General features: G+C 33.3%; 19 protein-coding genes, 1 tRNA gene and 2 pseudogenes. 19 read left to right on the forward strand and 3 right to left on the reverse strand.

The window, feature by feature from the left end; genetic code table 11:
- The first annotated feature begins 469 nt into the window (after positions 1-469).
- The 5 genes from HMPREF0381_RS14595 to HMPREF0381_RS07580 all read left to right on the forward strand — a co-directional run bounded on the left by HMPREF0381_RS14595 (position 470) and on the right by HMPREF0381_RS07580 (position 3390).
- A complete protein-coding gene (locus tag HMPREF0381_RS14595) occupies positions 470-631 on the forward strand; it encodes a nitroreductase family protein (protein WP_278244439.1) in 162 nt (53 codons plus the stop codon).
- A 97-nt stretch (positions 632-728) separates the two neighbouring features.
- Positions 729-1058: a hypothetical protein gene (locus HMPREF0381_RS07565; protein WP_008751359.1), complete on the forward strand. Its 330-nt coding sequence runs from the start codon at positions 729-731 to the stop codon at positions 1056-1058.
- The gene (locus HMPREF0381_RS07570; protein ID WP_008751360.1) at positions 1055-1735 is read left to right on the forward strand and encodes a DUF1287 domain-containing protein; all 681 of its coding nucleotides are present in this window, start codon (positions 1055-1057) and stop codon (positions 1733-1735) included. Before HMPREF0381_RS07565 ends, HMPREF0381_RS07570 begins: the two co-directional genes overlap by 4 nt.
- Positions 1736-1762: 27 nt before the next feature.
- On the forward strand, positions 1763-2818 hold the full coding sequence (locus HMPREF0381_RS07575; RefSeq protein WP_008751361.1) for a DMT family transporter: 1056 nt from the start codon (positions 1763-1765) through the stop codon (positions 2816-2818).
- A 62-nt stretch (positions 2819-2880) separates the two neighbouring features.
- A complete protein-coding gene (locus tag HMPREF0381_RS07580) occupies positions 2881-3390 on the forward strand; it encodes a GNAT family N-acetyltransferase (protein ID WP_008751362.1) in 510 nt (169 codons plus the stop codon).
- Positions 3391-3516: 126 nt separating this feature from the next.
- On the opposite strand, the gene HMPREF0381_RS07585 is transcribed toward HMPREF0381_RS07580, so the two are convergent.
- Positions 3517-3738, reverse strand: a complete 222-nt coding sequence (locus HMPREF0381_RS07585) for a helix-turn-helix transcriptional regulator (protein WP_040461277.1) — start codon at positions 3736-3738, stop codon at positions 3517-3519.
- 13 nt (positions 3739-3751) lie between these two features.
- A complete protein-coding gene (locus HMPREF0381_RS07590) occupies positions 3752-4267 on the reverse strand; it encodes a hypothetical protein (protein WP_040461278.1) in 516 nt (171 codons plus the stop codon).
- A 208-nt stretch (positions 4268-4475) separates the two neighbouring features.
- Between HMPREF0381_RS07590 and HMPREF0381_RS07595 the strand changes: the two genes are divergently transcribed.
- From HMPREF0381_RS07595 to HMPREF0381_RS07635, 9 genes are all read left to right on the forward strand, one after another.
- Positions 4476-5315, forward strand: a complete 840-nt coding sequence (locus HMPREF0381_RS07595; RefSeq protein WP_008751365.1) for an endo alpha-1,4 polygalactosaminidase — start codon at positions 4476-4478, stop codon at positions 5313-5315.
- Between the two features lie 16 nt (positions 5316-5331).
- Complete coding sequence (locus HMPREF0381_RS07600) at positions 5332-6342, forward strand: asparaginase (RefSeq protein ID WP_008751366.1); 1011 nt, start codon at positions 5332-5334, stop codon at positions 6340-6342.
- Between the two features lie 326 nt (positions 6343-6668).
- On the forward strand, positions 6669-7166 hold the full coding sequence (infC, locus tag HMPREF0381_RS07605) for a translation initiation factor IF-3 (protein WP_008751367.1): 498 nt from the start codon (positions 6669-6671) through the stop codon (positions 7164-7166).
- 28 nt (positions 7167-7194) lie between these two features.
- Positions 7195-7392: a 50S ribosomal protein L35 gene (gene rpmI, locus HMPREF0381_RS07610; protein WP_002603682.1), complete on the forward strand. Its 198-nt coding sequence runs from the start codon at positions 7195-7197 to the stop codon at positions 7390-7392.
- Between the two features lie 27 nt (positions 7393-7419).
- Positions 7420-7776, forward strand: coding sequence for a 50S ribosomal protein L20 (gene rplT, locus HMPREF0381_RS07615; RefSeq protein WP_008751368.1), 357 nt, complete (start codon positions 7420-7422; stop codon positions 7774-7776).
- A gap of 48 nt (positions 7777-7824) precedes the next feature.
- Positions 7825-7908 (forward strand) — tRNA-Leu (locus tag HMPREF0381_RS07620).
- Positions 7909-7994: 86 nt separating this feature from the next.
- A complete protein-coding gene (locus HMPREF0381_RS07625; RefSeq protein ID WP_040461281.1) occupies positions 7995-9740 on the forward strand; it encodes an ABC transporter ATP-binding protein in 1746 nt (581 codons plus the stop codon).
- Positions 9740-11638 carry an ABC transporter ATP-binding protein gene (locus HMPREF0381_RS07630; protein WP_008751370.1) on the forward strand — a complete coding sequence of 633 codons (1899 nt, stop codon included), beginning with the start codon at positions 9740-9742 and terminating at the stop codon, positions 11636-11638. Before HMPREF0381_RS07625 ends, HMPREF0381_RS07630 begins: the two co-directional genes overlap by 1 nt.
- A 50-nt stretch (positions 11639-11688) precedes the next feature.
- Positions 11689-12504 carry a zinc ribbon domain-containing protein gene (locus HMPREF0381_RS07635; RefSeq protein WP_008751371.1) on the forward strand — a complete coding sequence of 272 codons (816 nt, stop codon included), beginning with the start codon at positions 11689-11691 and terminating at the stop codon, positions 12502-12504.
- A 121-nt stretch (positions 12505-12625) separates the two neighbouring features.
- Here HMPREF0381_RS07635 and HMPREF0381_RS07640 read toward each other — a convergent pair whose 3' ends face one another.
- Positions 12626-14308: a right-handed parallel beta-helix repeat-containing protein gene (locus HMPREF0381_RS07640; protein ID WP_008751373.1), complete on the reverse strand. Its 1683-nt coding sequence runs from the start codon at positions 14306-14308 to the stop codon at positions 12626-12628.
- 227 nt (positions 14309-14535) lie between these two features.
- Between HMPREF0381_RS07640 and HMPREF0381_RS15895 the strand changes: the two are divergent.
- From HMPREF0381_RS15895 to HMPREF0381_RS07660, 5 genes and pseudogenes are all read left to right on the forward strand, one after another.
- Positions 14536-14949, forward strand: a pseudogene (locus tag HMPREF0381_RS15895) (FadR/GntR family transcriptional regulator); the annotation flags it as partial.
- A gap of 30 nt (positions 14950-14979) precedes the next feature.
- Positions 14980-15420 (forward strand): annotated as a pseudogene (locus HMPREF0381_RS15900) (dihydroxy-acid dehydratase); the annotation flags it as partial.
- 114 nt (positions 15421-15534) lie between these two features.
- Positions 15535-16482, forward strand: a complete 948-nt coding sequence (locus HMPREF0381_RS07650; RefSeq protein ID WP_040461283.1) for a CAP domain-containing protein — start codon at positions 15535-15537, stop codon at positions 16480-16482.
- A gap of 116 nt (positions 16483-16598) precedes the next feature.
- Complete coding sequence (locus tag HMPREF0381_RS07655; RefSeq protein WP_008751376.1) at positions 16599-18134, forward strand: hypothetical protein; 1536 nt, start codon at positions 16599-16601, stop codon at positions 18132-18134.
- Positions 18135-18354: 220 nt separating this feature from the next.
- Positions 18355-18993, forward strand: coding sequence for a DUF11 domain-containing protein (locus tag HMPREF0381_RS07660; protein WP_008751377.1), 639 nt, complete (start codon positions 18355-18357; stop codon positions 18991-18993).
- Positions 18994-19259: the final 266 nt, after the last annotated feature.

A 19259-nucleotide genomic window follows, 5' to 3' on the forward strand; every position in this document is an offset into this window, starting at 1 on the left:
TCATATCATCCTGTGATTTTTTTGGCATAATAATATCATTTTTATAAAAGTTATAAACCGACGGCAAAAAACTGCTGTCTGTAGTAGATATATCTCCGATAGTTCGATAATTACAAACGTATTGATCCATAAAGTTCTCCTGTACTAATCCAAAAATCTTTGTCATAGAATAAAGCTTGCAATCCCTTTATTTTGACAATCACTTTATTTACATTTAACAGCCGTTATGTCGGATGAACCATACAACATTATAATATTATATTGTATACTTATCAATACAATTTCAATGTTATTAATCTGAATTGTTTGCAACCAAATATTCAACAGTTACTACTAAAATAATGGGGAAGATAGGAGAAAAACTTTCAAAAGGTAATTAGATAGGATATGTATGTAGTTTAGAAAATTAAATATTAAAAGAACACTATTTTAATCATATATCTTGCTATCTGACTGAAATAGTGTAATAATTAAGTCAAAACAAGAAAGAGAATTTGAAAATACTTCTATTCCGCCGGAAGATTTGAAAAAAATTTTAGATGCGGGAATGCATGCCCCGTCAGGTTATAATTTGCAAACAACAACTTTTTATGCCGTAACAGATGGAGAGATTCGCAAGAAGCTTGCTTAATTGCTATTTTGCATTATATATCCGGATGTTTGTTATTATAATCGGATGTTTGGTAGTTAACGGAATTGTATAAGCATTCATAACGGAGGCGTTTTATATGAGTGAAAATTTATTAAACTTTATAATTTGGGCAATATCAGGATGTTTAATAATCGCTATTGGAATCAGTTCTTTCTTTTCCAAAAAGCAGGCAGGGTTTTGGGCAAATGTTAATCCGCCTCCGGTAAAGGATGTAAAAGGATATAATCATGCTACGGGGAAGCTGCTCGTTTTATTCGGAGTACTTTTGATTGCTTTGGGATTGCCTATATTATTTGATAAAAGTTCGGTATTTATATTTTTATCAATAATAGGAGTACTGATTTTAACAATAGCTATGATGGTGGTATATATTTTTTATATTGATGATAAATATAGGGGAAAATGAAACAAAAAAGAATTTTTAAAATAATTGTTGCAGGTATAGTGCTTGCAGCAGTAACAGTACTTATATATAACAGATTTTCTTATAAAGAGACGTCTACAAAGCGTCCAAGGAATGCTTATAAAAAGAAGATAGAGCAGCTTAAGAGCAGTACCGACAAGGATGGTGACGGTATTGATGATCAGAGCGATATACTGGAAAGTGCATTGGAATATGTACAGACAAAGCCGAAGTATGAGAGCAGATATTATATAGGAGGTTCTCCGGATGACGGATATGGAGTCTGTACTGATGTTGTAGCTATGGGGCTAAAAGGTGCCGGATATGATTTACAAAAACTTGTGGCAGAGGATATAAGGGAGCATAAGGATGATTATGATATTAAAGTTGCCGACAGTAATATAGATTATCGTAGAGTCAGAAATTTACAGGTGTATTTTAAAAATAATACAAAAAGTCTTGGCACAGATATTTCAAAGATAGAAGAGTGGCAGGGAGGCGATATTGTAATTTTTAAAAAGCATATCGGAATAGTGTCTGACAGAAGAGATAAAAACGGTGTGCCGTATATTATTCATCATGGAAGTAAAATACAAAGAGCATATGAGCAAAATTATTTAAAAGGTAAGGCTGATGAAATAGTCGGGCATTACAGATGGGAAATTAAAAATAAAAAATAAAGTATAAAAGGAAATGTTTATTTGAGTATGAATAATAACAGGAAAATTTTATCAGTAATTCTTGCATTATTGGCGGCAACTTTTTATGCAATCAATACACCATTTTCCAAACTGCTGCTTGATAAGATAGCTCCTACATTTATGGCATCTTTTTTGTATCTTGGAGCAGGAATTGGTGTAGGAATAATGTATTTATTTCATGCCAAGTCGGAGGATAAATTTGAAAGGCTTACAAAGGAAAATCTTTTATATACGGTAGGTATGATAGTTTTGGATATTCTGGCACCGATTTTTTTAATGATAGGGATAAATACAGGTTCAGCTTCCAATGCTTCATTACTTGGCAATTTTGAGATTGTTGCTACAGCAATCATAGCACTTTTGGTATTCAAGGAAAGTGTAACACTAAGGCTTTGGTGTGCCATAGTTTTTATTACAATATCAAGTATAGTTCTTTCATTTGAGGGTACGGGAAGCTTTAAGTTTTCTATAGGCTCATTATTTGTTATATTGGCAACCTGCTGCTGGGGGCTTGAAAATAATTGTACAAGAAAGCTTGCAGATAAAAGTACATATGAGATTGTATTTTTAAAGGGGATTTTTTCGGGTACAGGTTCATTTTTAATTGCAATTTTTATAGGCGAAAGTATCCCTGAAATCAAATATATAATATTTGCTCTATTGCTTGGATTTGTAGCCTATGGTCTTAGTATCTTTATGTATATAAGGGCTCAAAGAGATTTGGGAGCTGCAAAAACCGGTGCATATTATGCGGTAGCTCCATTTATAGGTACCTTTTTGGCTTTTATTGTAAATGGAGAGAGGCTGACGGCAGTATATTTTACAGGTCTTATTTTTATGATAATAGGAAGTACGATTGTTATATATGATACAATGCTAAAAAATCATATACATTATCATATACATACAATTGTTCATACACATAACGGTTCCACTCATAAACATATTATTAAGCATGAGCATAAACATAAACATTTTGGTTCGGAAAAAAATCATTATCATAAACATGATGATTATATAAATAGCGATGAACATAAACTGATGCATTATAAGAATTTGTAGAGTCCAAAGACAATCTATGTGATAAAATATTTTATAAATAGGTATAATATGGGAGGTAGAATATGGATATAATTATAAAGGAAGCAAGAATAGAAGATGCTAAAAAGCTTATAGAATATACGGGGATAGTGGGCTCGCAAACAGAATATTTGAGTTTTGGAAAAGAAGGTATAGGTGTCAGCTTGGAAGAGGAAGAAGCATTTATTCGTGGGATTGTTGAAAATCCGAAATCAGTAATGTATCTTGCATGGAAAGACGGGGAAATAGTCGGATGCAGCGATATCAGAAATCTGCCAAATAAAATGAGCCATAGAGCTGACTTTGGAATAACTGTAGTGAAATCGGAATGGAGAAAAGGTATAGGAAGTATGCTTTTAGAAAAATGTATCAGCTTTGCAAAGGAGTGTGGGTTAGAAATAATAAATCTTGAAGTAATGAGTGAGAATATACGAGCTATAGGTCTGTATAAAAAATTCGGCTTTGTAAAGACAGGAAAAACACCTGCATGTATCAAGGTAAATGAAAGATATATAGATGCCGATACTATGTATTTAGATTTAAGGAATATATAGTCGCTATATTGAATAAACTTGTAGATAGCCTTAGAAATAATATATATGAAAAGAGAATTGCCTTGTTATAAGATCTGTATATTCTTATAACAAGGCATAAATATTTATATACTTAAAACAAGGTAATTACATCGTATCAGGTAATTTTTCAGTATTTTCATCCCAAAAAAGTTCATCCAGACTTTTATCAAGTGCATAGCAAATGGATAGACAGAGTCTAATGGTGGGATTGTAATCCCCTTTTTCAATTGCATTTATAGTCTGGCGACTTACGCCTACCATATCTGCAAGCTGCTGCTGCGAGAGATCCTTAGCCGCTCTGGCGGATTTTAATCTTAGATTTTTCATTTTCATACCTCATTCAGTCATCTTTTCTATTCTTATCAAGAAACATTTTAAATAATACATTCAATGTCAAAAGTAAAAAGAAGACGGTCAATACAGGATATAAGCCCTCGCTAAGCCCAAGTATTCCATTTTGAAACATTTTGTGATCAACTACCGATTTTGCTGTCATAAAAAGATTCAGTAAAAATAATGTGATAAAAATAAATATGTATTTTACAAAATTGGTGTATTTATACCCCCAATAAGCATCATGAAAAATAAGATATACATTGAGTACGGTGCCTGATAATAAAAGCATTATAATTATAACAAGTCCGGGTGATACAGGTAACGGTACATCCTCTTGTATAAAAGCATATGTAAATCCTAATACCATCATGGTGATAAAAGAGTAGCAATATCCTCTCCCACGAATACTCATCTGTCTTTCGTCATATTCCACCCTTTTCTTTTGCTTTATAGCAAAAATTAAAGCAACAATAAGACCGATTGTAAATCCAAATAATAAACCTATTTTATATGAACTCATAAAACTCCTTCCTGACATATTGTCAAATATATATTACACCTATAATATACATCTTTTTTTACTTTATGTCAAATATATTTTGCTTTTTATAGGATATATTTGATTTTATATATTGTAGAATATTTGACAGCAGCCTGTTAAGATATTATTATAAAAGTATAAATAACAGCTTTTACACATTTTTTAAAGTATAAGGAGATATTTGATTATGAAAAAGATTGTAATTAATACAGCTCTTATATGTATATGTTTTTTAAGTATATGTTTTTTAATCTATAGATTTTGTAAAGTAAAACAAATGAAAAAAGATTATGGTGTATTTATCGGTGCTGATAATATCAATAAAATAAAAGGCTATAATGTGGTGGTTGTAGAACCTGCATCAATTGATGTAAGCGGTGTGGAATTTCTTCATAAAACAAATGAAAAAGTATATGCCTATCTTGATATAGGCTCACTTGAAAACTATCGTCCGTATTTTAATGAGTTTAAAGAAAAGACTCTTGGTCTATATGAAAATTGGGAAGATGAGTATTGGGTGGATGTATCGGATATTGCATGGCAAAATTTAATCGTGGATAAACTTGGAAGAGATATTGTGGATAAGGGTTTTGACGGGTTTTTTATAGATAATTGTGATGTATACTATTATTATCCGAATGAAGAGATATTTAACGGACTTTCTTCTATATTGCAGGGATTAAGGAGCTTAAATATGACAAAAAAATATAAGATTGATATTATAATCAATGGAGGAGATACATTTGTAAGCAAGTGCATTGAGAATAAAACTGCAACAGAATTATTTGACGGTGTAAATCAGGAATGTGTTTTTACAGATATAGATTTTGAAAATAAAACATATAAGGAAAGGGATGAGAGTGACAGAGAGTATTTTAAGGAATATTTGTCTAATGTAAAAAAGTATATACCGGAAGTATATCTTATAGAATACGGTGCAAACAGTAATTTAATAAAGGAAATTGAAAATTACTGTAATGAAAACGGTTTTTATTGGTATAATGCAAGAGAATCAGATTTAAAATAAGGAGAGTAAGTATTATATGAAGAAGATTTTAGTAATAGGTACAGGCGGAACTATTGCGTCAAAGCAGATGGGAGAGGGATTATCTCCTGCACTTTCGGCACCTGAGATTTTAACCTTTGTGCCTGAAGTTGAAAAATATTGTGAGATAGATGTGCTTCAGGTTTGCAATATAGACTCGACCAATATAACTCCGGCGGTATGGCAGGATATAGCAAGAACAATAGAAAAAAATTATGATTCCTATGACGGGTTTGTTATACTTCATGGAACGGATACCATGGCATATACCTCAGCGGCACTTAGTTATATGATACAAAATTCCAGAAAGCCTATAGTTATTACGGGAGCACAAAAGCCTATAAATATAGACAGTACGGATGCAAAGGTAAATCTAAGAGACAGTATTCTTTATGCATGTGATGATTACTCTCAAAATATTGTTCTGGTCTTTGACGGTAATGTAATTGCCGGTACAAGAGCAAAAAAGATGACGGCAAGATCCTTTAATGCATTTCACAGTGTAAACTTTCCTGTACTTGCAAGAATACAGGAGGAACATATAATCAGATATATACCATATATACCTATGAGGGAAAGAGTCAGATTTTTTGTAGAACTCAGTGATTCGGTATGTGTATTAAAAATGATTCCAGGTATGAAGGAGGATATGCTTGCATATCTGTTTGAAAACTATGACTGCATTATTATAGAGAGTTTCGGTGTGGGTGGAATTCCTGAAAATATGCTGGATAAGTTTTACGGGGAGATGGAAAAATGGCAGGAGATGGGGAAATTTATAGTTATGGCTACTCAGGTGGTAAATGAGGGATCAAATATGGAGATTTATCAGGTCGGACAAAAGATAAAAAAGGATTTCAATCTTATAGAAGCCTATGATATGACCTTGGAAGCCACCATTACAAAGCTTATGGTTTTACTCAAAAGATATTCCTCATACCCTGACCTTAGAAGAGCTTTCTATGAGGAAATAAATTATGATATACTATGTGCTTTTGAGAGATTATAGGTTTTGATTCACCTTTGCAAAAAATATAAAAGATTGGTAAATTTATGTTTATAGTTGTTAGGCAGAAATATTTTTGTGAATATTTTAAATAAAACAATTGACAAACAAATAGAAAGCTGATAGTATAAACTGTGTTGAAAGAAAGCAGGTTCGCCTCGCCAAGCACAGATGTGACTTTGGCACATAAAAGCATTTGTTATTAAAGCATTTGTTATTAGATGTAGATTTTCAAAAATTTGGACTACAGATGTTTTTAGGCGGATAGTTTTCTATCTGCCTTTTTATATTGGTAAAGAATTGGGAGGTATAAAGGTATTAGCGAACAATTGATTAACGAACAGATAAAAGCTAAAGAGGTTCGTCTTATTTCATCAGAGGGTGAACAATTAGGTATAGTTTCAATAAATGAAGCAAGGGAAAAAGCGGAGGAAGCAGGTTTGGATTTAGTTCTTATTGCACCGACAGCAAAGCCCCCTGTTTGTAAAATTATTGATTATGGTAAATTCAGATATGAGCTTGCCAGAAAAGATAAGGAAGCAAAGAAAAAACAAAAGACAATAGAAATAAAAGAGGTTCGTTTATCTCCAAATATTGACACTAATGATCTTAATACTAAAGTCGGTTCTGCAAGAAAGTTCTTAGAAAAGGGCAATAAGGTTAAGGTTACTCTAAGATTTAGAGGTAGAGAGATGGCAAGAATGTTCAAATCCAAGTATATTTTGGATGATTTTGCCGAGGCTCTTTCAGATGTAGCAACGATCGACAAACCTTCTAAGGCGGAAGGAAGAAGTTTGGTAATGTTTTTATCAGCAAAGAAGGCTTAAAGATATTGTAATAAAAGGAGGATTCATTATGCCAAAGCTAAAGACAAGTAGAGCAGCAGCAAAGCGTTTTAAAAAAACAGGAACAGGTAAGCTTGTAAGAAATAAGGCTTATAAGTCACATATCTTAACTAAGAAGTCAACAAAGAGAAAAAGAAATCTTAGAAAAGATATCGTAACGGATGCAACAAATGCAAAGGTTATGAAGAAAATTTTACCATATCTATAAGTTGACGAAGGGTTAGGAGGTTTTTAAATGGCAAGAGTTAAAGGTGCTTTAAATGCAAAGAAAAGACATAATAGAGTTTTAAAACTTGCAAAGGGATATAGAGGAGCTCGTTCAAAGCAGTACAGAATTGCAAAGCAGTCTGTAATGAGAGCTTTAGCAAGTGCTTATGCAGGTAGAAAAGAGAGAAAGAGACAGTTCAGACAGCTTTGGATCGCTCGTATCAATGCAGCTGCAAGATTAAACGGACTTTCATATTCAAAGCTTATGCATGGACTTAAGAGTGCAGGTGTTGATATGAACAGAAAAGTACTTGCAGATTTAGCTGTAAATGATGCGGTCGGGTTTTCAAAAATTGCAGAACTTGCAAAATCTAAGCTTGCATAAAATAAATAATTGTATTATAATTGCCACATGCCTTGTGTGGCGATATGAGCAGAAATGGCGGAATTGGCAGACGCGCACGGTTCAGGTCCGTGTGATAGCAATATCATGAGGGTTCAAGTCCCTTTTTCTGCATTGAATTTATCTAAATGATTGAAGATGTTTTATTTTAAAAGATTGTACATTTTGTACAATTTTTTTTGTTAAAGAAAGGAGAAAAGATGTTAGGAGTATTGGCAAAACATATCAAAGAATACAAGGGTGCATCTATATTTACAGTTATATTTATATTAGGTGAGGTTGTATTCGAACTTTTAATTCCATATATGATGACCTTTATAATTGACAGAGGTGTTTCTATAGGAGATTATGGTGCAGTAATAAAATACGGTTCTGTAATGGTCTTACTTGCACTTCTTGGACTTTTTTGCGGTGTAGCGGCAGGTATATATGGTGCAAAAGCTTCGGCAGGATTTGCAAAAAACTTAAGAGAAGCAATGTTTAGAAATATTCAGGAATTTTCTTTTTCAAATATAGATAAATTTTCCACTGCAAGCCTTGTCACAAGACTTACAACCGATATTACAAATGTGCAAAATGCGTATCAGATGGTACTTAGAATGCTTATGAGAGCTCCTGCAACTCTTATTTTTGCACTTATAATGACTGTAACTATTTCAAGAAGTATGTCGATTATATTTTTTGTGGCTACATTTGCTCTTTCACTTGCACTTATATTAATAATTGCAAGGGCAACAGTACTGTTTAATCAAGTATTTGAAAAATATGATGCACTTAATGCGGATGTAAAGGAAAATATATCAGGTATAAGAGTGGTAAAGTCATATGTGCAGGAAGATAAAGAAATATCAAAGTTTGATTCGGCAAATATAAATATCTATAAAATGTTTGTAAAAGCTGAATCTATAGTAGTACTTGGCAATCCTTTGATGGTACTTACAGTCTATACCTGTGTTATTGCACTTTCATGGTTCGGTGCAAATCAGATAGTGGCAGGCAGCTTGACAACAGGTGAATTGACATCACTTTTTTCATATGTAATGAGCATACTTATAGCACTTATGATGCTCTCGCTCGCATTTGTTATGATAACTATGTCTGAAGCAAGTGCAAAAAGAATTGCTGAGGTTTTAAAAGAAGAAAGTGATATAACTTCAGAAAAGAATGCTTGTAAAACTGTAGCGGACGGAAGTATTGACTTTGATAATGTAAGCTTCTCATATAAGGCGGGTATCGGAAAACCTGTACTTTCAAATATAAATATACATATTGCATCAGGTCAGACTATAGGAATACTTGGTGGAACAGGCAGTTCAAAAACCTCCTTTATAAATCTTATACCAAGACTTTATGATGCTACAGCCGGCAGTGTCTATGTTGGCGGTAAGAATGTAAAGGACTATGATCTGAAGGTTCTTAGAGATGCGGTAAGTGTAGTTTTACAAAAGAATGAGTTGTTTTCAGGCACTGTACTGGATAATCTTCGTTGGGGCAATGAAAACGCTACATTGGATGAGGTAAAACGAGCATGTGAACTTGCCTGTGCTGATGAGTTCATTGATAGAATGCCGGAAAAATATGATACATGGATAGAGCGTGGCGGTGCGAATGTGTCAGGAGGACAAAAGCAAAGGCTTTGTATTGCCAGAGCTCTTTTAAAAAATCCTAAGGTACTGATACTTGATGACTCTACATCGGCTGTAGATACCGCTACAGATGCCAAGATAAGAAGAGCATTTAAAGAGGAGATACCTGATATAACAAAAATTATTATTTCACAGAGAATATCCTCTATAAAGGATGCCGATAAGATAATTGTGCTTGAAAACGGTAAGGTGGCAGGTTTTGATACACATGAAAATCTGCTGAAAACCAACGAGATATATAAGGCCACTGCAAATGCACAGGCAGAGGGTAATGCGGATTTTGATAAGGTAGGTGCATAATGTCGGAAATAAACAGAGAAAAAAGTGGAATCAATCAAACTATACAGGTGGTTGCAAGTGACAGTATGAAGAGAGTAATTTCACTTGTAATTAGAAATTATAAAAAAAGTATTATAGTTGTACTGATTGGAATTATTATATCTGCAATGGTAAACTCGGTCAGTGCATCTGTTATGCAAAATATTATTGACAATTTTATTATACCGCTTACAAAGGAGTCTACTCCTGATTATACACCGCTTTTACATGAGATATTAAGACTTATAGTTATATTTGCAATAGGTGTAACAGCATATTTTACATATAACAGAATTATGGTAAATGTAGGACAGGGTACAATGCGTGTAATAAGAAGAGATCTTTTTGCACATATGGAAAAACTTCCTATAAGGTATTTTGATACACATTCACATGGTGATATCATGTCAATCTATACAAATGATACGGATACCTTGAGGCAGTTTATAGGTATATCATTTCCACAACTTGTAGATGCCATATTTTCACTGGTTGCAGTTTTTATTACTATGTTATTTTTAAGTCCTGTTATGACTGCGGTATCCGTTATTATGATTTTTATATCTGTACAGGCTTCAGGTAAGGCGGCAAGTATGTCGGGAAAGTACTTCGGCATACAGCAAAGTACATTGGGTAAAGTAAACGGATATATTGAAGAGATGATTAGCGGTCAAAAGGTCGTTAAGGTATTTAATTATGAAGAGAAAAATATAGACGGATTTGTAAAAATAAATAATGAATTATGTGATGCTTCTACAAAGGCAAACGGTTTTGCAAATATACTTATGCCAATAGTTGCACAGATTGGAAACCTAAGCTATGTTGTAATAGCTGTAGTAGGAGGATATTTTGCAATAAGCGGACATATGGGAGTTACTGTAGGTACTATTGCCGCTTTCCTTTCACTTGTAAAGGCTTTTAACAGACCTTTTATGACTGTTTCACAGCAGCTTAATGCTGTAGTTATGGCGGCGGCAGGCAGTAAGAGAGTATTTGAACTTATGGATGAGCCTGTAGAGGAAGATGAGGGCTATGTTACCTTAGTAAATGCAAAAGAAGATAAAAACGGAAATATATCTGAAACAACTGACAGGACCGGAGTATGGGCTTGGAAGCATAAGCATGGAGACGGTAAGCTTACCTATACAAAGCTTGAGGGAAATATTGTATTTGAGGATGTGGATTTTGGTTATAACCCAAATAAAATAGTATTGCATAATATCAATTTATATGCCGACAAGGGGCAAAAGATTGCCTTTGTAGGTTCTACAGGTGCAGGTAAGACTACTGTTACAAATCTTATAAACAGATTTTATGATATTCAAAGCGGTAAGATCAGATATGACGGAATAAATATAGAAAAGATTAAAAAAGAAGACTTGAGAAGATCTCTTGGTGTAGTGCTTCAGGAAACCAATCTTTTTTCAGATACCGTTATGGAAAATATCAGATACGGTCGTCCTGACGCTACCGATGAAGAATGTATGGCTGCCGCAAGACTTGCAAATGCAGACGGCTTTATAGAAAGACTTCCGGACGGATACAATACATTTTTACATGAAGGCGGTGCAAATCTTTCACAAGGTCAAAAGCAGCTTCTTTCCATTGCAAGAGCTGCACTTGCAGATCCGCCTGTACTTATACTTGATGAGGCGACATCATCAATTGATACCAGAACAGAGCAGCTTGTACAAGCCGGTATGGACTCACTGATGAGTGGCAGGACAACATTTGTTATAGCACACAGACTTTCGACCATTAAAAACTCTGATGTAATAATGGTACTTGAACAGGGCAGAATAATAGAAAGAGGCTCACATGAGAGTTTATTGGAACAAAAGGGAAGATACTATCAACTTTATACGGGAAAAGTGGTATAGTAAAAATGTAGTATATATTTTCAGGTCTATAATTTAAGGAGTTTACATATATGTTTTGTTCAAATTGCGGTAAACAGATTGAAGATGGTGGTAAAGTATGCGGTTTTTGCGGCATACCTGTACAAAGCGAAAGCAATGTTATATTAAGTAAAGATAAGCCGGATAAAACACATAGTAATGCAGAAAAAGACGGCAATATAGAAATACCGAGCTATATCAAAAAAGTAGCTTTAGTTTCGGCAGGTATTTACATCTTATCCAGATTTATGATTTATATTGTTGACATATTTAACAGCCAAAGAACAATGATAGGTGTTCCGTTTTATACTTCATTGCTATGTATTATGTCTTTAGTAATGATAGTAGGGCTTTTAGTTCTGAATTCAAAGAACAAAATAGTATTGGCTGTGCCGAAGATATTTATCATTATTTCATTGATACCGGCGATATTCTTTTTCTACGAATATAGTGGATTTGAATCTCTGTTTTCTGATTTTTTTAAAGCTGTATTTATATATCCTACAAGTTTTGTGGCTGCAATTGATGATTGTATTGTATTTGCTGTGCTGTGTATAATGGCATTAAGTAAAAATAAAACACTTGTTAAATTTTGCGGATTCATATTGATTTTAACAGTATTGCGCCATACGGTAAGTACAATTTACCTTACTTACTACGAGTTTACTATGATACTTGAGGACTTATTCAGTCTTGAAAGTTTAAGTACTGTTTTCCGGATTATAGCGACAATATCTTTTTATGTATATGAAGTTTGTATATTCTTCATTATGTGGAGGATGAGTGTATGCGGAAAACAAGCTGTAAATACAGCAGGTAGAGAAAACAAAATAAGAAATGTATCATAAAAAATCAAAAGTTGCACTGAAGGTTGCTTTAATAGGATTTTTAACTTGTACTAAATCTTGACATAGGACCTGTATATGAAAATTATCGGGTGCAAAATTCGCACCCGATTTTAGAAAGAGATTATTTATTATCATCAAATGTACAGTCTATAAATTGTATATCTTCATTATTTTTTGTTTTATAGCTGTTATTTTTAAAATTACAATTTTTAAATATTATATCTTTAGATTCGGATGCAGCTATAAAAAGATTTTGAAAACCTTCGGCTTTATTCCCCGTGATTTGGCAATCTTCAAAACTTATATTGCCGCAGTAGTTTATCTCGAATTGACTAAAACCTTCACTGTCACGTAAAACACAATTTTTAAATGATGAATTATAAGTATTATTAAGTTCCAATAATCCATAGCTGCATTCGTAAATTTGAGTATTTATAACAGATATATTTGATGCACCGTTGGAGCTTATACCATAGGTACCGCATCCGAACAGATTACAATCCTCAATTCTTACTCCGTCACAAGAGGAAAATGCAAGTACATTGCCTGTGCAAGAGCCCTTTTCAACATTATGTCCGAAAGTCAGACCTTTAAAGCTTATATCACTTCCGCCAAAACATTCAAGTACATTACTTGTTGCAGAATTTGTAAGAATACTTACACCGGCTCCGTCCTTGGCCTCAAGTCTTATATGGTCGGTATATAAAAGATAGTTGGAAAAATTATCTTCAGAGTCGGATTCACCGTATTTATCAATACTTTCGTTTGAATTGATATCGGAGAAATTATAGGTACCTTCTTTCAGTATGATTTTTGTATTAGCTTTAAGGTTTTTTACAAGCTCGTTTATATTAGAAACAGTAACGGTTTTATAGTAAAAATAGTTTTCTCTGTCCTCATATTCCTTTGAACCTTTTCTTAGGTAAACAAGCTCGGTATATCCGTCATAGTCAGATTCAGGGTCATCTTCAATTAATAAAATTTTATTGTCTTCTACAATGGCAAAATTTACATTCAGTTTTATTTTAGAATCCGCACCCTCAGGTATTACAGTCTCATCAAAGCTTGCACTCCAGAATTCATTGATACAGTTTAAGGTCAGAGGTTTTTTATTAAATGAAACGCCCATTTGCTTTATATCGCTTTTACCGTAACCTTTCTCTCTTACAAAATGATAATCTGCATACATTTTATCATTTTTCTTATATATTTTCAGAGTGGATTCAAATGGGGTTTTATCATCGGTAGTCATATCATGAGGTGAAAAATCACCACATGCAACAAGCTCCCATTCACCTATAAGCTTGTCTGAGTCTTCCTCTATTGAAGTAATCTTGGGCATTTTATCCTGCTTTATAAAGGTGAGGTTATCCTCAGAAAGTTCAAACATATCTGAACAACTCATTTTATCACCTGTATTTGAAATCTGAGCGTAAAAAATCACTTTTTTATGTGGATTTTCAGTATTAAACTCAAGATCTATCGTATCCGAATTTTGAACCCATGTGTAAGAATCGGCATCAACATGTGAACAAGATGATTCAACATTATCACCGGCTGTGGATCTGCAATGAAAGCTGCCGTCCTCATTAAATATAAGCTCGACACTCCTTTTCCATTCACCGTCGTCCTGATTTGCTATCCAATATGTATTTTTTATGGAAGCTGTTTTGCTGTTTCCGGATTGCCCATTTTTAGCAGATGAATTCTTATTTGTATTATTTTGCTTACCGCTTCCAAAACAGGCGGTTGCAATAATTGCTACAGATAAAAATAACGATATCAATATTTTCCTTTTAAACATTTTTATACCTCCCGGACAATTGTAATATATCTCTTATGTAGCATATTTTCACATAAAAGTATATTATCAGATGAATACTTTTTTTAAAAAAAGAGGAAACTATCTGCCTGATACCGACAAAATATTTAAAAATGTATTGATATATAAGGATGCTATAGTTTAATTATAATACTATAAAATAATAAAATGATGTATAATAAATACAAATAATATTTTGGAGGTTTTTTATGGTTTATAATTACGAAAAAGTAGATCAGAAGTTATTGGTACCTCAGATAGAGGATCAACTTATGATTTATATACAGCAGGAACAGATTGCTGTAGGCTCAAGATTGCCAAGTGAACATAAATTATCTGAAAGATTCGGTGTGGGAAGGAGTACTGTAAGAGAAGCTATAAAAAGCCTTGTGACAAGAGGCATATTGGAGGTAAAAAGAGGATCGGGAACATTTGTAAAGAATCCGGAACTTGATAACGGTGATCCTCTCGGGCTTTCAAAATATGAAGATAAATATAGACTTGCAATGGATTTGTTTGATGTAAGAATTCTCTTAGAACCTGAGGTAGCGGCGGCGGCATGTAAAAATGCCACTAAAGAGCAAAAGGACAGAATAAAGGAATTGTGTGATGAAATAGAGATGCTGTATATTGACGGAAAAAATCATATAAAACTTGACGGTGAGGTAAAGCCGGGAGATGCTATATTCATTCGCTATGAAGGTCCTGGAGGAAGTGGAATGCCTGAAATGTTCTACACAGGAGAGGCTATTTGTGCAGACCCTAAACTTGCCTCAAGTGTCGCACTTATTACAGACGGAAGATTTTCAGCAGCATCAAGAGGACCTGTTATAGGACATGTATCACCTGAGGCGGCTATGGGAGGTCCTATAGCATTTGTTGAAAAGGGTGATTTAATAGAGATTGATATAGAAGCAAGAAAGATTGCTGTTATCGGTATAAACGGTGAGAAAAGTACACCGGAGGAAATAGATGATATTTTAGCAAAGAGAAAAGCAAACTGGAAGGGCTTTACAAGTAAATACAAAAAAGGTTTGCTTAAACTCTATGCACAGCATGCACAAAGCCCGATGAAGGGTGCATATATGGAATAAAGTGACAGACTTTATAGTAACCGTCTTTACATTTTTATTTAACAGTTTTAAAATACATCTATGGCATTATATGTGTCGTAGATGTTTTTTTGTATAGTAAAAGGAGAAAATGTTATGAGAAAGGGTGTTTTATTTGCATCGGCGCTGTTAGCCGGAACTGTAGTTATGACAATGCCTGCTTTTGCGAGTGTAGGAAGCTGGCAAAGAAACGGAATAGGTTGGTGGTTTGAATATTCTGACGGTTCCTATGTACAGTCATCATGGATTGATATAAATAATAATTGGTATTATATGGGCTCTTCAGGATATATGCAAACAGGCTGGCTAAATTATGGTGGAAGTTGGTACTATTTAGATACTACAAGCGGAAACATGCGTATGGGCTGGATTGGATTAAATAATGTATGGTATTATTTGAATCCTTTCAATGGCGGTCGCATGGATGTTGATACATATACACCTGATGGATATTATGTGGACAGTACCGGTGCATATCAGCCAAATTCAGATTATAGCGGTTCAACATATAAAACAACTAACAATCATAACAGAGGTGATAATTCAGATACATATATCTATACTTATAATTATTCAGGTGACAGCAGCACAAGCAATAATACTACAAATAATAGTGGGTTAGATTGGTCAAAATGGTATTCTGAGGAAGAATCTAAACAAATACCTACAGCCGAGTATGAAGATAAGATTATAGAACTTGTTAATACTGAGAGAGCAAAGCGAGGGATTCCGGCATTAAAGAAGGACGATAGGTTGATGAATACTGCACATTTGCGTGCTAATGAACTTGTGCAGTTGTTCTCACATGATAGACCTGATGGTTCAGACTTTTTTTCGGCTTTTCCTAGTGGATATAATCGTTGGGGGGAAAATATCGCTGAAGGACAGAAAGATCCGAAAAAAGTTATGGATTCTTGGATGCATTCAGAAGGTCATAAGAAAAATATTCTTAATAAGGACTTTGATTCTATAGGAGCCGGATGCTACAACAATAACGGTACTCTTGAGTGGGTACAAAACTTTGGCAGAAAGTCAGGATATTAGGGTTTAAAAAGAAATATATTGACATTTCCATAAATAAAACTTACGATAATATTTAGATATATTTAATATCAGCTAAATATTTATATATTAACGGCTTGAGTTAAGGGGTGTAGTACATGCAAGAACGTAGGATTTGTCAAAGCGATATAATAAAATATATAAATGAAGAGCTGGGTATCCCCTACTCTTCATTGTGCATTGTTATAGATAAAGTAAGACCCGGAAATATGGTAGAGCCCAGAATCAGTGAGATAAAACGTGGAAAGAGAAAGGGATATAAGGAACTTGAAAGCCATGAAGATATGTTTTTTGACACATATTTTACAATCAAAGATGAAGAGCTTGGGTTTCAGAGAGTAAGGGAGTTTATTGAACGTGAAAAATTGATCTTTCCGAGTCATAAAGGGTTAAAAGAAGATGACTATAAATCCTATTCTTTGCGTATGTTAAAGTACGGTTTGGAGAACTGTGAATTACCGTCAAGCCACAAGAATATAGTGTTATCTGAGGACATTAAAGAACCAACAGTAGTGGCGGAAAATATATTAGACGTCAATGACATTGGGGAATCTTTTGATGAAACAAATACGAATGTAAAAAACAGGTATATAAACAATATAAAAGAAAATTGGAACTATATATTTCTATGTTTTGTTTTTTTGACACTTGGCTCAATAATATTCAGTATTTATAGGATTTCAGCAATAGATATATTCGTTTTGATGAAAAATCTGTCACCTGCTTTGTTTTCTTTTTTGACATTATTTATTGCAGTATCTACAGTGCTTTTCGGGCTCATAGATACAGGTATTGCAGTGTTTATTTACAATACAAAAAATAGTAGCTACGAAAAATTAACTTATAAAGACATATATATGATTGCTAAATACGGTGATAAAGACAGAATAATACAAGGGCGTGGGAGATATGATCTTGGAATAAGTCATATATGTTATTCGTTATTTTGCAACATAACAGGTGCTCTATGTGCGTTAGCTTTATACAGCTATTTGAAGGCACAGGGAAACCTTGATACTTTTATATTATCAAAGGATTTTTCTATAGTTGCAAATATAGATCTGATATTTGTGTTGATACTGGTATTTGTAAACAGTTTCTTATTGTTTACAAGAGAGCCTATGAAAGATTTTCATGATATAGAGGAAAATCCGGATACATTGAAAATCACCAGACTAAGTGTTATAGCCAACAACATACATATAGCGGTAAATATATTCTTCTCATCTATGGGAATACTGTTCTCATTTATGTATGGATTTTCAAGCTATAATGTAATGGGAAATATATCACCTATGTTTTGTCTTGTGCTTATAGGACTGTATTCATATTTATGGTTTTCATCCACATCGCCATATGCGGTAGAGTTCAATGCACAATGTGCAGGAGCTTTTTTGTTACTTGCACCTTTTATAGCATCTGTTACTTCACTATATACAATTATGTGTTTCAATAATTCGACTTCATATATGATGGTTATAGGTGTGAATGTAATAGCTGTAATAGTATGGCTTGTATGTCTGATCTATAAAGAAGAGAGAAAATTAGCTTCGGTTATGAGAAACAACAAGATCTATTTTTACGTCTATGCATCACTTTTGGTTTTATTTTTTATTATACTAAATTGTATTTAAATATAATTTTATAAAATTGATTTTGCCACCGGTTTTCTTCGGTGGTTTTTTATTGTAAATTTCATATACAAATTATGTAAAAATGTTGATGAATATAAGGATTATAGTACTTACACTAAAATTACACCTATAAATGTAAAAAAGTAGTATGGACATTCAAAAAAGTAAAAAATAAAATAGGGATATTATTTATTAAGGCAGGGGAGTAAATGTATAGAATATGAGAAAAAGATTATATGCAGTAGGAATAGTAATGATATTAACAATGATATGTATTGTAGCATGTTCAAATAATAATAAGAGTTTGTCATCAGAAAGTACTTCAAGCTTAGGAGCGAAAACGGAAACTGCATCTACCGGTGAAGAAAAACACTTAGCTCCCGGAGAACTTGATAGAATAATTGAGGCTCAAATAACTCAAGAGGATAGGGATGCGGTTATAAAAATGGAACATAGAGTAAGGCTTAAAGGTACAGAAGAATGGGCGAAAAGCGTTGACGCAAGTGTAGGAGATACCTTAGAGTTCAGTATTTACTATACAAATGTATCCGGTGTAAACGTTGAAAATGTTATGTTAAAAGTTTCATTACCTGATAATATGGAGTATATAAATGGTTCGACAATATTAATAAAAAAAGGATTGTTACTGGGTGCAAGAAATAATGAAGATTCTATATTGGATACAGGAGTAAATATCGGAAATTTTGATGTGAATGAGGATGCCTGCATAATATATTCAGCTACAGTTATTGATAAGAGCTTGGCGAAAGGACTGAATCGTCTGATATCTTTTGCAAAAATATCATCTTTAGGAATATCAAATATTTATAGTGCAGATATTTATGTTAATAAAAAATAATACAAATATAGCTTTATTTAATATTATGTGGTAAAGAGCTCATTTGTATTAATGGTATTATCATCTGAATTATGTTGGTATGTATAGGTGATTTTTAATTGTATTACATTTAGCTATTGCTTTTGAATGGACATTACCATCTATGTGGTATATCGATTTAAAAAGCAATAGCTTTTTAATGTGTTAAAATAGATAATCAAAAAAGGGGCTGTCGGGAAATAGATATCCTTAAGACAGAGGTGACATGACTAATTTTTAGTCATGTC

Origin of the sequence: Lachnoanaerobaculum saburreum DSM 3986, assembly GCF_000185385.1 — a bacterium.
GTDB lineage: Bacteria > Bacillota > Clostridia > Lachnospirales > Lachnospiraceae > Lachnoanaerobaculum > Lachnoanaerobaculum saburreum.

What these genes read in the sequence shown, in the direction of transcription:
- HMPREF0381_RS07565 (WP_008751359.1), top strand. Translation starts at nt 729, where the DNA reads ATGAGTGAAAATTTATTAAACTTTATAATTTGGGCAATATCAGGATGT.
- HMPREF0381_RS07570 (WP_008751360.1), top strand. Translation starts at nt 1,055, where the DNA reads ATGAAACAAAAAAGAATTTTTAAAATAATTGTTGCAGGTATAGTGCTT.
- HMPREF0381_RS07575 (WP_008751361.1), top strand. Translation starts at nt 1,763, where the DNA reads ATGAATAATAACAGGAAAATTTTATCAGTAATTCTTGCATTATTGGCG.
- HMPREF0381_RS07580 (WP_008751362.1), top strand. Translation starts at nt 2,881, where the DNA reads ATGGATATAATTATAAAGGAAGCAAGAATAGAAGATGCTAAAAAGCTT.
- HMPREF0381_RS07585 (WP_040461277.1), bottom strand. Translation starts at nt 3,738, where the DNA reads ATGAAAAATCTAAGATTAAAATCCGCCAGAGCGGCTAAGGATCTCTCG.
- HMPREF0381_RS07590 (WP_040461278.1), bottom strand. Translation starts at nt 4,267, where the DNA reads ATGAGTTCATATAAAATAGGTTTATTATTTGGATTTACAATCGGTCTT.
- HMPREF0381_RS07595 (WP_008751365.1), top strand. Translation starts at nt 4,476, where the DNA reads ATGAAAAAGATTGTAATTAATACAGCTCTTATATGTATATGTTTTTTA.
- HMPREF0381_RS07600 (WP_008751366.1), top strand. Translation starts at nt 5,332, where the DNA reads ATGAAGAAGATTTTAGTAATAGGTACAGGCGGAACTATTGCGTCAAAG.
- rpmI (WP_002603682.1), top strand. Translation starts at nt 7,195, where the DNA reads ATGCCAAAGCTAAAGACAAGTAGAGCAGCAGCAAAGCGTTTTAAAAAA.
- rplT (WP_008751368.1), top strand. Translation starts at nt 7,420, where the DNA reads ATGGCAAGAGTTAAAGGTGCTTTAAATGCAAAGAAAAGACATAATAGA.
- HMPREF0381_RS07625 (WP_040461281.1), top strand. Translation starts at nt 7,995, where the DNA reads ATGTTAGGAGTATTGGCAAAACATATCAAAGAATACAAGGGTGCATCT.
- HMPREF0381_RS07630 (WP_008751370.1), top strand. Translation starts at nt 9,740, where the DNA reads ATGTCGGAAATAAACAGAGAAAAAAGTGGAATCAATCAAACTATACAG.
- HMPREF0381_RS07635 (WP_008751371.1), top strand. Translation starts at nt 11,689, where the DNA reads ATGTTTTGTTCAAATTGCGGTAAACAGATTGAAGATGGTGGTAAAGTA.
- HMPREF0381_RS07640 (WP_008751373.1), bottom strand. Translation starts at nt 14,308, where the DNA reads ATGTTTAAAAGGAAAATATTGATATCGTTATTTTTATCTGTAGCAATT.
- HMPREF0381_RS07650 (WP_040461283.1), top strand. Translation starts at nt 15,535, where the DNA reads ATGAGAAAGGGTGTTTTATTTGCATCGGCGCTGTTAGCCGGAACTGTA.
- HMPREF0381_RS07655 (WP_008751376.1), top strand. Translation starts at nt 16,599, where the DNA reads ATGCAAGAACGTAGGATTTGTCAAAGCGATATAATAAAATATATAAAT.
- HMPREF0381_RS07660 (WP_008751377.1), top strand. Translation starts at nt 18,355, where the DNA reads ATGAGAAAAAGATTATATGCAGTAGGAATAGTAATGATATTAACAATG.